This window comes from Azohydromonas aeria, from assembly GCF_009760915.1.
In the GTDB taxonomy this organism is placed as follows: domain Bacteria; phylum Pseudomonadota; class Gammaproteobacteria; order Burkholderiales; family Burkholderiaceae_C; genus Azohydromonas; species Azohydromonas aeria.
Genome location: NZ_VIDQ01000003.1, coordinates 22,099 through 35,250, shown reverse-complemented (window position 1 = coordinate 35,250; position 13,152 = coordinate 22,099). Strand labels below are relative to the sequence as shown.

Sequence of the window (13,152 nt, the reverse complement as noted above, 5' to 3'; positions counted from 1 at the left end):
GCGCCGCTTCAGGCCTTCAACGCCTTCTGCAGCCGCTGCTGCAGCTCGCGGGCCTCGTCGGCATTCAGGCCCTCGATCAACAGCTGTATGCGCCCGTCCTCGAACGTCTTGATCTCGCCGCGACCGCCGCCGAAAGCGACCTTCTGCCGCGAGGCATGCGGGCGCCGGGTCGGGCCCTTCTCGGCCGCCTTGCGCAAGTTGTCGATCTCGCGAAAACCCATGCCGCGGCTGCGCGCCTGCGCCACCAGTTCCAGCGTGCGGTCGTCGCCGCAGCTCTCCCAGTAGGCGCGGATGGACGCCAGCGTGCGCGCGTGCAGCAGCGCCGGCACCTCGGCCAGCGCCTGCAGGATGCTTTGCGGCATGCGCGACAGCGACAGCACCCGGCTCACATCGCCCTCGTTGATGCGAAGCGCCGCGGCCAGGCTGCGCTGGCTCGGATAAACGCCGCTGTCGAGCAACTCCTTCCAGCGCAGCGCCTCGTCCAGGTTGGACGGGTTCGTACGCGCATCGTTGGCCGCGCGCGCCGCTTCGTACAGCGCCTGTACGCTCTCGGGTCGCGGACGGATCTCGATGCGCAGCGTCGGCCAACCCAGCTGCTGGCTCGCCTTCTGGCGCGTCTGGCCTTCGATCAGCACCACGTGCTCGCCTTCCACGTAGCCCGTGGCCGCCGTGGCCTGCCCCTCCGCGCGCAGCGATTCGGCCATGCGTGCCACCGCCTCGGCGGTGTAGAAGAAGCGCGGGTTGACCGGATTGGGTCGGATGCGCTCGTGCGGCACCTCGTACACGCCGCCGACCTGCCATGACGCGTCCGGCATCGTGGCCGTGCCGGCTTGGGACGTCCCAAGCGCGGGTGCCATGGGGGCGGCCACCGCCTCGGACCCGCCGCCCTCGGCGGGCGGCTCGGTGGGCACCACGGCAGGCAGCACAACCGGTGCGTCCTGTGCTGGCAGCGGCACCTCGACGACGATGGCGTCGGCCGCGCCGACCTCCGCGCCCAGAGCCTCGGCTCGGGCCACGCGCTGCGGATCGAGCCGGATCGGCCGGAATTTCTGCTTCAGGCTCATGCCGCCTCCGTCGCGTCGATGCGGCGCACGACCTCGTCGTACACCGCGCGCATCTCGGCCACCGCGGCCTCGGCGCCGGACAACTCGTGGATCGCCAGCCCGTTGCCGGTGGCCTCCCACACCTTGCGCCGCGGCAGCACCGCGTCGAACACCCGCACGCCCGCATCGCGGAACTGCTGCCGCACGAACTGCGTCTCCTTGGCGCGCGGATGCAGCGCCACGCGGTTGAGCAGCACGAACACGGGCACCTGCACGTCCTGCAGCAGCGACAGCGTCTGCACGGTGCGGGCAATCTCCGGCTGCATCGGGCCGCAGGGCAGCAGCACCAGGTTGGAAATCTCGGCGCATTCACGGATCACGGCCTTGTTGCCCGCGCCGATGTCCACCACCACCAGATCGTATTCGCGCGCCAGCGCCGCGATGGTGCGCGCGCACTGGCGCATCACGCCCACGACGTTGATGGCCGGTTCCACTCCGTCCTCGCTGCGGGCGTTGCCCCAGTCGGTCGAGGTGCCCTTGTCGTCAGCATCCACGATCACGACCGAGGCCCCCTCGGACGCCGCCATCGTCGCCAGGCACACCGCCATGGTGCTCTTGGCCACGCCTCCCTTGATGTTTGCAATCGTCAATATCACCTTGACCTCCAGTGAGCCGGATTTTGGAGCGCCATGCCGCGGCGGCAGTGCCCGCTTGCGCTGGATGTCGACAAAAACAGCGTTATCGCTCCAATTCTGTCGCCTGGGCGCGACGCCTTGGGACGTCCCAAGGCGTCGCGCCCAGACTCCCGCCAACGGTAACAAGCGACGGCGCAAGCCGGGTCCCGGCAACCGCACCGCGCAGAGGCTTGGGACGTCCCAAGCTGCACCGAGGGCGGCCCCGGCTTCGTGGCAGCTGGGGCAGTCGGATGGAAATGTGGCCGTGACCACGGCCGAGCGCCGGGCACGCTCCGGGCAACGGAGACGGCAACCCGCGCGACGGAACCTTTCAGCCTGCCATCAGGCAACAGGTTGCCGTGAGCGCATGGACGCCGCTGCCTCGCCGGCCCGGATCGGCCACCGGCCACCGGCTACCGGCTACCGGCTACCGGACAATGCCAGGCCACGCTGGAGTTGCACTGTGCAACGCCCGTGCACAGGGAGCAGCGCCATCGTCGCGGGCCACGCGGGCGAGGCTGCCGCCGTGCTCCCCGGGCAGGCGTCACGCACGGCGGCAGACCGCAGTTATCCACAGCCACGCCCGCTGACTCCCGTAAGGCCGCCCGCTGACTCCCGCCGACGGCATGCAGAAGCACGCCGTCGCCCGCCTGCTGACTCCCGGTCCTCTCGCCCTTTGACTCCCGCCCGTCACGTCCCCTGACTCCCGCGGGCACGCCTTCCGACTCCCGGGTGGGAGTCAGAAGCACTTTGTACGACAAGCACTTGCCTGGCTTGTCCACAGCATCGAATCCTCTTGAATCCTCCTTGAATCCTTCCTGAATCGCCGGCCACCGGGAGCGAGAAGGCGTGTTTCCCACCGAGTGACGCCCCGGCCAGGCCACGCCGGGCATCCAGAAGGGGCCTTGGCCGTGACGGATTCGGGCTTCGGGCTGCAATGGCTCCCATGCCGCGGTCGGGTCGCGACGCCGCGGCAGCCGGCACGAAGCCACCGGGAGTCAGGAGGCGTTGCTGGGACCTGTCCGCGCCGACGGACACCCGCGCGGGCCTGTCGCGGCGGCGCCGACATTCGCCTTCTGGCTCCCTGTGTTCCGCTTCCCCGGGCCCGGCACGGCATCGGCCGGCGCAGGCCGAGGTGGCTGGGAGCCGCAAGGCGAGGCCCAGGGAGCCCCGCCATGGCGCTGCGCCGGGAGTCAGCAGGCGTGGACTCGGCTGCGCCGGCACGCTGGCGGGAGTCGGCGGGCGTGGGAGGACGCTGCCGCACCGCGGCAGGGGCTTCCCCAGGCGCCCGTGGTGGGCCGCGCCGCCGTGCAGCGGGAGCCAGGGGGCGTGAACACGCGGTGCCGGGCGCACAGGCGGGAGTCCGAAGGCGTGCCCGCGGCTTGCAGCCGGCCGTGCCGGGAGTCAGCAGGCGTGCATCGGGAGTCAGCGGGCGACGTTGTAGGCTTGCGGCTCGCTCCAGCGCTCCCCGACACTCGGCCGGCGTCCCCGGTGCCTGGGGTGTTCGGGCGATGCCGCTGCCGCCGCTCGCCTTCGGACTCCCACCCCGGGACGGCGGCGGTGGATGCCGCGCTCACCGCCAGGGGCCGCATCGCCTCCGGACTCCCACCCCGAACCCGCCCGCGCCGCGTCACCGCCCACGCCATGCCACAGGACCGAAGCTCACCGCCGAACCCGCGCCTGCCCGTGGCCGTGCAGCCGACACAGCTGCCGCTGTGGCACGACCGCGTGCGCGGCCTGCCCAACCCGATTGCCCGGTCCTCGCTGTTCACGGTAGGCAACCAGAACGAGCCGCGCAGCTTCTACCGCGAGCACCGCACCATCCAGACGCTGGCCGGCTGGGTGCTGACGGTGCGTGGCGAGGAGCTGCGCCAGGACGACGAGGACGTGTTCCTGCAGCTCATCCACCTGGCGCGCTGCCGGCCGCTGGGCGAGGCGGTCAGCTTCACCGCGTACTCCTTCCTCAAGGAGCTGGGCTGGAAGCGCAGCGTCGAGGGCTACAACCGCCTCAAGGCCAGCTTCGACCGGCTGCAGTTCACCAGCATCCGGCTCAGCTCCGACGCCGGCGGCAGCGACGGCTTCTACCTCTACCAGGGCGCGCTGCTGCGCAAGTTCACCGGCAAGTCCGCCGGCGCCGACGAGCCCAAGTCGAAGTGGACGGTGTGGCTGGAGCCGGAAATCATCAAGCTGTTCGGGCCCAGCACCTACACGCAGGTCTGGTGGGAACAGCGGCTGCGCCTGCGCAGCGCCCTGGCCAAGTACCTACACAGCTACTTCTCCACCCACGAGGCGCCGTACCCGCTCAAGGTCGAGACGCTCAAGGGCCTCACCGGCTCGCGCGCCGCCCGGCTCACCGACTTCCGCAAGGCGCTGCGCGTGGCGCTGCAGCAGCTCGTCACGGAAGGCTTCCTGGACGCCTGGACCATCGACGGCAGCGACATCGTCCACGTCACGCGCAGCACCAAGGGCAAGGCGGCCAGGGTCCTGCCCGTGGCCTGATTCCGCGTCCGACGCCCGGCTCCCAGGCCGGGTTTCTTTCGGCCCGTCGCCACGTTCGAAGCGATCGAACCTGAGCATCGAAACGGCTCGCGTTCCAGCTTGATGGACGTCAACACAATGGCGCCATGCCGCAAGGAAACGGCCTTGCGGGCCTTCATCGAAAGCGCCGAACGAAAGGAGCCACCATGCTCGCGCTGCGCAAGTCGTCGGACCGGGGCCACGTCCACCACGGCGGGCTCGACAGCCGCCACGGCTTCTCCTTGGCCGACCACTGCGACCCGGCGCACATGGGCTTGGGCACGCACGGGCACCGCGACGCAGAGATCGCCAGCCACGTGCCTGACGGCGAGACGCGGCTGGAGCCCGCGCGCGGGCAGGGCACCGGGGTGCCGGTGTTTGACCTGGCGCGGCTGTAGGCGCAAGGGTCGCGGCGCGGCTTGACCCGCGCCGCGTTCTCCGGTCCGATGGCGCGCGGGCGCGGGGCTTGCCCCAAGCCGCGTCGCACTTGTTGCGGGCGCAAGCGCCCGCGCTTTTTCCTCAGGAGGTTTCCGATGGCAAAGGTCCTGGTTCTCTACTACTCCAGCTACGGGCACATCGAGCAGATGGCGCAGGCCGTGGCCGAGGGCGCGCGCGGCGCCGGCGCCACGGTGGACATCCGCCGCGTGGCCGAGACGGTGCCGGAGGAAGTGGCGCGCAAGTCGCACTACAAGCTCGACCAGGACGCGCCGGTGGCCAGCGTGGCCGAGCTGGAGCAGTACGACGCCATCATCGTGGGCACGCCCACGCGCTACGGGCGCATGGCCTCGCAGATGGCAGCCTTCCTGGACCAGACCGGCGGCCTGTGGGCGCGCGGCGCGCTCAACGGCAAGGTCGGCGCGGCCTTCACCTCCACGGCCACGCAGCACGGCGGGCAGGAGACGACGCTGTTCTCCGTCATCACCAACCTGCTGCATTTCGGCATGGTGGTGGTGGGCCTGCCCTACAGCTTCCAGGGCCAGATGAAGCTCGACGAGGTCGTGGGCGGCGCGCCCTACGGCGCCACCACCATCGCCGGCGGCGACGGCTCGCGCCAGCCCTCGCCAACCGAGCTCGACGGCGCGCGCTTCCAGGGCGAGCTCGTGGCGCGCACGGCGGCGAAGCTGTTCGGCTGAGGCTGTTCCTCCCGCGCGGGGCGCTCAGCCCCGCAGCACTGCCAGCGCCTGGTGGATCTGCGCCACCGCCGCGGCGCCTTCGCCGATGGCCGCGCCCACGCGCTTGACGGAGCCGGCGCGCACGTCGCCCACCGCGAACACGCCCGGCACGCTGGTTTCCAGCGGCGCGCGCGCGGTGCCTGCGCCCGCCGTCACGTCCGGTCCGGTGCGCACGAAACCATGGCCGTCGAGCTCGACGCAGTCGCGTACCCAGTCGGTCTCGGGGTCGGCGCCGACGAAGAGGAACAGGTGGCGCAGCGCGTGGCGGTGCTCCGCGCCGCTGCGCCTGTCGCGCCAGGTGACGGCTTCGAGCCCCTGGCCCTCGCTGCCGTCGCCGTGCAGCGCGGCCACCTCGGTGTGCGGCAGCAGCTCGATGTTGGGCGTGGCCTCGATGCGGTCGATCAGGTAGCGCGACATGGTCGCCGCCAGGCCCGGTCCGCGCACGAGCATGTAGACGCGCGCGGCATGCTGCGACAGGAACACGGCGGCCTGGCCCGCGGAGTTGCCGCCGCCCACCAGCGCCACGTCGGTGTTGGCGCAGCTGCGCGCCTCCACCGGCGAGGCCCAGTACCAGACGCCGCGGCCTTCGAAGCTTTCCAGGTCCGGCACGGCCGGGCGGCGGTAGCGCGCGCCGCTGGCCACCACGACGCAGCGCGCGCGCAGCCGCCGCCCGTCGGTGAGGGAGAGTGCCAGTGCGTGCCCCTGTGCCTCGCGCGCGCACCGCAGCCCCGTGGCCTGCGCCGGGATCAGCATGCGCGCGCCGAACTTCTGCGCCTGCACGTAGGCGCGCCCGGCCAGCGCCTGGCCGGAGATGCCGGTGGGAAATCCCAGGTAGTTCTCGATGCGGGCACTGGCGCCGGCCTGGCCGCCGAAGGCGCGGCAGTCCAGCACCGCCACGTCCAGCCCCTCGGACGCGGCGTACACCGCGGTGGCCAGGCCTGCCGGGCCGGCGCCGACGATGGCCACGTCGAAGATGGCGTCGAGCCCGGCGTCGTCCACCATGCCCAGGCAACGTGCCAGCGCTTCGGCTTCCGGACTGACCAGCACCGAGCCGTCCGGGCACACCACCAGCGCCTCGTCGGGCGCCGCGCCCGACTGCGCCATCAGCGCCGCGGCGCCGGCATCCGTGCCGGCGTCGAGCACCTGGTGCGGATGGCCGTTGCGGCGCAGGAAAGCCTGCAGCCGCAGCACGTCGGGCGAGGACGGGCGGCCGATGAGCACCGGGCCGCTGGCGCCGGACTCGATCAGCCCGACGCGGCGCAGGATCAGCGCCCGCGTCAGCCGCTCGCCCAGGTCGGCCTCGGCAATGATCAGCGCGCGCAGCTGCTCCGGCGCCAGCAACAGCGCCTCGACCTCCTCCTCGGCGCGCGCGTCCACCAGCGAGGGCCGGCCGGTGAGCGAGCCGACCTCGCCCACGAAGTGGCCCGGCCCCATGCGGATGATCGGCACCACGTGGCCCAGGCCGTCGCGCTGGCACACCTCGACGGCGCCGCGCAGCACCACGAACAGCCCGGCGCCGGGCCGGCCGGACTCCAGCAGCAGGCTGCCTGGCGCCCAGGCGCAGGGCGCGCCGAAGCGGCGCATGCGCGCGATTTCCGCCGCCGTCAGCAGCGGGAACATCTGGTGGCGCCTTGAGAGCAGCTCGCTCGGGGCGGCCTCGGCCTGGGCCTGAGGCAGGGGAGAGGGGGGAATGTCTTCGGTCATGCGCGCGCCTCCTGGCGCGGGCATCGTGCCGCAGCGCCAGGAGGCGCCGCGGCAGCGGCCCCACTCCGGGAAGGGAGCTGCCCGCGTCGCACTGCGCCGGGCGCGACGGCACCCGGTTTGCCCGTCGCCCCGGGTTGAACGGCCCGGGACTTTCCGGCGATGTCCAGGGAGACGCCCGGCCCAGGGGCCGCCACGACCACGCATGAACGACGATTCCCCGAGCCTGCCTCATACGGCCACCGAGCTGCAGCAGCGCTTGGCGGCGCTCGAGGCCGAGAACGAGCGGCTGCGCCGGGCCTGCGCCATGGGCCAGCTCGGCACCTGGGAGTTCGACGTGGGCCACCAGGCGCTGCACGGCGACGCGCAGTACCTGCGCATCCTGGGCTTCGAGCCGCACGAGGCGCCCACGGCGGCGCAGGTGATCGCGCAGTTCGTGCCGTCGGACCAGGCCACGATTGCCGACGCTTTCGCCCGCTGCCTGCGCGAGGGCACGGCCTACGACCTGGTGCTGCAGTTCTCCAGCCGCCACGGCCGCGCGCTGTGGACCCGCTCGGTCGGCCACGCGGTGCGCGGCGCGGACGGCGCGGTGGTGGGCGTGCACGGCATCTTCCAGGACATCACCGAGCACGTGGAAGCCGTCGAGGCCGGGCACGAGGTGGGCAACCAGCTCGAAGCCACGCTGGAGCGCATCAGCGACGCCTTCTACCTGCTCGACCGCGAGTGGCGCTTCCTCTACTTCAACGCCGCCGCCGAGCGGCTGCTCGGCCAGGACCGCGGCGCGGTGCTGGGCCGCACGGTGTGGGAGGCGTTCCCGGCCACGGTCGGGTCGGCGCTGGAGCGCATGTACCACGCAGCCCTGGACAGCGGCCGCACCGGGCGGCTCGACTACCACTACCCGCCGCAGAACCGCTGGCACGACGTCACCGCCTACCCCTCGGCGCAGGGACTGGCCGTCTACTTCCGCGACGACACCGAGCAGCACGTGCAGATGCAGCGCTGGCGGCTGCTGGCCGAGTCCATGCCCATCGTGGTCTGGACCGCGCGCCAGGACGGCGTGCTCGACTACGCGTCCTCGCTGCTGGCGCGCTACACCGGGCGCCCGGTGTCCGAGCTCATTCCCGACGGCTGGCTCGGCCTGGTGCATCCCGACGACCAGGCCGAGGTGGTGGCGCGCTGGGGCCGCGCCTGCGCCGCGCTGCAGCCCTTCGAGATCGAGTACCGGCTGCGCCGCGCCGACGGCGCCTGGCGCTGGCACCTGATCCGCGCGCTGCCGGTGGCGGTGGATGCGGTGGGCACCAACGCCTGGTACGGCTCCTCGGTGGACATCGACGACAACAAGCGCCTGGAGCACGAGGCGCGCGCGCTGGCGGATCGGCTGTCGGCCACGATGGAGAGCATCACCGACGGGCTGTTCTCGCTCGACGGCCAGTGGCGCTTCACCTACGTGAACCGGCAGGCCGAGGCCTTCCTGCAGCGCCGGCGCGAGGCGCTGCTGGGCCGCAACATCTGGCAGGCCTTTCCCGACGCCGTGGGCTCGCGCTTCCAGGCCGAGTACGAGCGCTGCATGGCCAGCCGCTCGGTGGTGCGCTTCGAGGAGCCGTACATGCCGCTGGGCACGCTGTTCGAGGTCACGGCCTACCCGTCGGAGGGCGGCATCACGGTGTACTTCCGCGACGTCACCGAGCGCGCGCAGGCCGAGCAGGAGCGCGCCGCGCGCCGCGCCGCGGAGCAGGCCAGCGCGGCCAAGAGCCGGTTCCTCGCGCGCGTGAGCCACGAGCTGCGCACGCCGCTCAACGCCATCCTGGGCTTCACGCAGATGATGGAGATGGACACCGAGGCGCCGCTGCCGGCGGCGCAGTCGGGCCGGCTGCACAAGGTGCACGCCGCCGGGCGCCACCTGCTGGCCATGATCAACGAGATCCTGGACCTCACCAGCGTCGAGTCCGGCGGCATGCCGCTGGCGCTGCAGCCGGTGCCGCTGCGCGGCGTGGTGCGCGCCAGCCTCGACAGCCTGGAGCCGCAGGCCGCCGCGGCCGGGGTGCGTCTCATCGACGAGGCCGGCGCCGCGGGCCTGGTCGTCACGGCCGACCGGCTGCGGCTGCAGCAGGTGCTGCTCAACCTAGCCTCCAACGCCGTGAAGTACAACCTGCGCGGCGGCTGGGTGCAGGTGTCGGCGCGCGCGGCCGCGGGCCGGGTGCTGGTCGAGGTCGCCGACACCGGGCGCGGCCTGAGCGACGACCAGATGGCGCACCTGTTCCAGCCCTTCAACCGGCTGGGCGCGGAAAAGACCGACATCGAGGGCGCGGGCCTGGGCCTGGTCATCGCCCGTGGCCTGGCGCAGCTCATGGAGGGCGAGCTGCGCGCCGCGCAGCGCGAGGGCGGCGGCAGCGTGTTCACGCTGGAGCTGCCGCAGGCGGCCGGAGCGGCTGAAGTGCCCGAAGCGCCCGAAGCGGCTGAACCTGCCGAAGCGCCCGGGGCCCGCCCGCAGTCCGCCGGGCCGGCGCCGGCCGTGGCCGAGCCGGTGCCCGCCGCGACGGTGCTCTACATCGAGGACGACCCGGTCAACGCGCTGCTGGTGCGCCACATCCTGGAGCTGCGCCCGGACTGCACGCTGCTGGAGGCGGCCGACGGTGCCGCTGGCCTGGCACTGGCGCGGCAGCTGCGGCCCGACCTGGTGCTCATCGACATGAACCTGCCCGACATGTCGGGCGTCGAGGTGCTGCACCGGCTGCGCGCCGACGCCGCCACGCGCGCGCTGCGCTGCATCGCGCTGTCGGCCGACGCCATGCCCGACAACGTGGCGCGGGCGCGTGCCGCCGGCTTTGCCGACTTCTGGACCAAGCCCATCGACGTGCCCGAGTTCCTGCAGCGGCTCGACGCGCTGCTTGGGCGGGGCTGAGTTGGGCCGCGCCGCGGATCGGCCCGGCGGGTCCGGGGATTGCCCGGGGCTTTGCGGGGCCGGCGGCAGGCAACGCCGCTGGTCGGAGTGGGAGCACAACAAGCGCACGCCGCATGTCAGTACATCCTCATGACCCACATGCCGGGGCGGCATACCCGGCCGGCCGCCACGGCGCGGACGCCGGCCCGCCGGACGCGGCCGGTCCGCACACGGACGCCGGCGAGACGCGCTGGCGCGCCCTTGCCGACACGGTGCCCGGCCTGGTGATGGAAACCGACGCGTCGGGCGCGGGCACCTGGTTCAACGCCGCATGGGAGCGTGCCACCGGCCTGCGCCGGGCGCAGCTGGCCGGCCCGGGCTGGCGCGCCGCCGTCCATCCCGGCGACCTAGCCCCGGACCCGGCGGCCTGGCCGCGCCCGGCGGGCGCGCCGGATGGCGCCGCCGAGGCGCGCTGCCGCCTGCGCCGCCCCGACGGCACGTGGCGCTGGCACCTGCTGCGCGCCGTGCCGCGGCGCAATGCCGGGGGGCTGGTGTCGGCCTGGACCGTCTCGGCCACCGACATCGACGAGCTCGTGCGCGGCCACGAGGCGGCGCAGGCGGCGCTGGTGCGCAGCCGCGACGACGCGCGCGTGGCCGCGGAGCGGGTGCAGCTGGCGCTGGCCGCGGGCGCCATCATCGGCACCTGGATGTGGGACCTGCCCACCGACGCCTTCACGGTGGACGAGCGCTTTGCCGAAAGTTTCGGCATCGACCCGGCGCTGGGCCGCAGCGGGCTGTCGCTGGAGCAGGTGATCGCCACCGTGCATCCCGACGACCTGGAGGGGCTGCGCGCGGCCATCGCCGAGGTGATCGGCCGCGGCGGGCCCTACAGCCACGAGTACCGCGTGCGCGGGCGCGACGGCGTGTACCGCTGGATCCAGGCCAACGGCCGCGTCGAGCTGGGCCCGCGCGGCGAGCCGCTGCGGTTCCCCGGCGTGCTGCTCGACGTGGGCCAGCGCCGCGCGCTGGAGGCCGAGCGCGACCAGGCGCTGGAGCGGCTGCGCGCCTTTGCCGAGGCCGTGCCCGGCGTGGTCTACGCCAAGGACCGCGACGGCCGGATGCTGGTGGCCAACCGCGGCGTGGCCGCGGTGGTCGGCAAGCCGCTGGAGGCCATCCTCGGCCGCACCGACCTGGAGTACCTCGACGACCCGGCGCAGGCCGCGGCCATCATGGCCAACGACCGCCGCGTGATGGACGGCGGCGCGGCCGAGCAGCTGGAGGAGCAGGTCGATCTGCCCGACGGCACGCCGGCGGTGTGGCTGTCGACCAAGGCACCCTTCCGCGATGCCCGGGGCAACGTCATCGGCATCATCGGCGCCTCGGTGGACATCACCGCGCGCAAGGCAGCCGAGGCGCGGCTGGCGGAGCTGGCCGCCACGCTTGAAGGGCGCGTGCAGCGGCGCACGGCCGAACTCGCCGCCGCGCGCGACGCGGCCGAGGCCGCCAGCCGCACCAAGGGCGCGTTCCTGGCCAACATGAGCCACGAGATCCGCACGCCCATCAACGCCATCCTGGGCCTGACGCACCTGCTGGGCCGCGAGGCCACGACGCCGCGCCAGGCCGACCGGCTCAAGAAGATCGAGGGCGCCAGCCGCCACCTGCTGTCGATCATCAACGACATCCTCGACCTCTCGAAGATCGAGGCCGGCAAGCTCCACCTGGAGGAGCACGACTTCTCGCTGGCCGCGATGCTCGACCACGTGACCTCCATGATCGGCAGCGCCGCGGCGGCCAAGCGCCTGTCGGTGACGGTGGACGCCGCCGCGGCGCCGCCGTGGCTGCACGGCGACGAGTCGCGCGTGCGCCAGGCGCTGCTGAACTACGCCGGCAACGCCGTGAAGTTCACCGGCCGCGGCGGGTTGACGCTGCGCGTGGCACCGCTGCGCGAGGAAGCGGACGGGCGGGTGCTGCTGCGCTTCGAGGTGCAGGACACGGGCGTGGGCATCGCGCCGGAGGTGCTGCCGCGGCTGTTCGAGTCCTTCGAGCAGGCCGAGGTGTCCACCAACCGCCGCTTCGGCGGCACGGGGCTGGGCCTGGCCATCACGCGGCGCTTCGCGGCGCTCATGGGCGGGGAGGCCGGCGCCCGCAGCGCGCCGGGGCAGGGCAGCACCTTCTGGTTCACGGCCTGGCTGCGGCGCGGCCAGCCGGTGGCCACGGCCACGGTTGAGCAGGCCGAGGCCGAGTCGCGGCTGCGCCACCGCCACGCCGGCGCGCGGGTGCTGCTGGCCGACGACAACGAGATCAACCGCGAGGTGGCGGTGGAGCTGCTGACGGCGGCGGGCATCCAGGCCGACGTCGCGCCCGATGGCCAGGTGGCGCTGGAAATGGCGCGCAGCGGCGGCTACGACCTGGTGCTCATGGACGTGCAGATGCCGGTGGTCGACGGCCTGGACGCCACGCGGCTGCTGCGCGCCGAAGCGCGCTTCGCGACGCTGCCGATCCTGGCCATGACGGCCAACGCCTTCGACGACGACCGCCACGCCTGCCTGCAGGCCGGCATGAACGACTTCGTGCCCAAGCCGGTCGAGCCCGCCGCGCTGTACGCGGCGCTGGACCGCTGGCTGCCGGAGACGGCCGGCGCCGAGGCCGCGGCCGATGCGCCACCGGCCGCGCCGGCAACGGCCCGGCCCGTGTCCGAGCCTGAACCCGAGCCCTGGGGGCACCTGTCGCGGGACGACGCGGTGCTGGCCCGGCTGGAGCGGCTGCCGCAGTTCGACGTGCACGAGGCGGTGGCCAACCTGCTGGGCATGAAGGATCGCTACGTGGCCGTGCTGCGCGTGTTCTGCGAGCACCACGGCGGCGACGCGCAGCGCATCGCGCGGCTGGCCGGCGGCGGCGACACGGCGCAGGCGCGGCGTCTGGCGCATTCCATCAAGGGCGCGGCCGCGACGCTGGGCGCGCGCGGCATCGCGGCGACGGCGGCAGCGCTGGAAAGCAGCCTGGCGGATGCGGCGCCGGGCCAGCCGGTGCCCGCGCCGGCGCTGCAGGCCCTGGTCGAGGACCTGGACCAGCGGCTGGCGGCGCTGGTCGAGGCGGCGCACGGCCAGGAGGGGTAGCGCAGGCGGCGCCGCGCGCGCTTCCCGCCTTGAACCCAAGGTTTTTCA

8 protein-coding genes are annotated in these 13,152 nt (G+C 73.4%); 5 read left to right on the top strand and 3 right to left on the bottom strand.

Annotation, left to right across the window (positions count from 1 at the left end):
- Positions 1-8 precede the first annotated feature (8 nt).
- A complete protein-coding gene (locus FJ694_RS03270; RefSeq protein ID WP_157264301.1) occupies positions 9-1,064 on the bottom strand; it encodes a ParB N-terminal domain-containing protein in 1,056 nt (351 codons plus the stop codon).
- Positions 1,061-1,693, bottom strand: a complete 633-nt coding sequence (locus tag FJ694_RS03265; RefSeq protein WP_157264300.1) for a nucleotide-binding protein — start codon at positions 1,691-1,693, stop codon at positions 1,061-1,063. The genes FJ694_RS03270 and FJ694_RS03265 overlap by 4 nt, the downstream gene beginning before the upstream one ends.
- A 1,668-nt stretch (positions 1,694-3,361) precedes the next feature.
- Here FJ694_RS03265 and trfA point away from each other — a divergent pair.
- The 3 genes from trfA to wrbA all read left to right on the top strand — a co-directional run bounded on the left by trfA (position 3,362) and on the right by wrbA (position 5,367).
- Positions 3,362-4,216 carry a plasmid replication initiator TrfA gene (gene trfA / locus FJ694_RS03260; RefSeq protein ID WP_157264299.1) on the top strand — a complete coding sequence of 285 codons (855 nt, stop codon included), beginning with the start codon at positions 3,362-3,364 and terminating at the stop codon, positions 4,214-4,216.
- 185 nt (positions 4,217-4,401) lie between these two features.
- Positions 4,402-4,632: a cupin domain-containing protein gene (locus tag FJ694_RS03255; RefSeq protein ID WP_157264298.1), complete on the top strand. Its 231-nt coding sequence runs from the start codon at positions 4,402-4,404 to the stop codon at positions 4,630-4,632.
- Between the two features lie 135 nt (positions 4,633-4,767).
- Positions 4,768-5,367, top strand: coding sequence for an NAD(P)H:quinone oxidoreductase (gene wrbA, locus FJ694_RS03250; RefSeq protein ID WP_157264297.1), 600 nt, complete (start codon positions 4,768-4,770; stop codon positions 5,365-5,367).
- 24 nt (positions 5,368-5,391) lie between these two features.
- On the opposite strand, the gene FJ694_RS03245 is transcribed toward wrbA, so the two are convergent.
- Positions 5,392-7,110, bottom strand: a complete 1,719-nt coding sequence (locus tag FJ694_RS03245; protein ID WP_157264296.1) for an FAD-dependent oxidoreductase — start codon at positions 7,108-7,110, stop codon at positions 5,392-5,394.
- 202 nt (positions 7,111-7,312) lie between these two features.
- Between FJ694_RS03245 and FJ694_RS03240 the strand changes: the two genes are divergently transcribed.
- Positions 7,313-10,009: a hybrid sensor histidine kinase/response regulator gene (locus FJ694_RS03240; RefSeq protein ID WP_198320707.1), complete on the top strand. Its 2,697-nt coding sequence runs from the start codon at positions 7,313-7,315 to the stop codon at positions 10,007-10,009.
- A gap of 113 nt (positions 10,010-10,122) precedes the next feature.
- Positions 10,123-13,104, top strand: a complete 2,982-nt coding sequence (locus FJ694_RS03235; protein WP_157264294.1) for a PAS domain-containing hybrid sensor histidine kinase/response regulator — start codon at positions 10,123-10,125, stop codon at positions 13,102-13,104.
- The last annotated feature ends 48 nt before the right edge of the window (positions 13,105-13,152 follow it).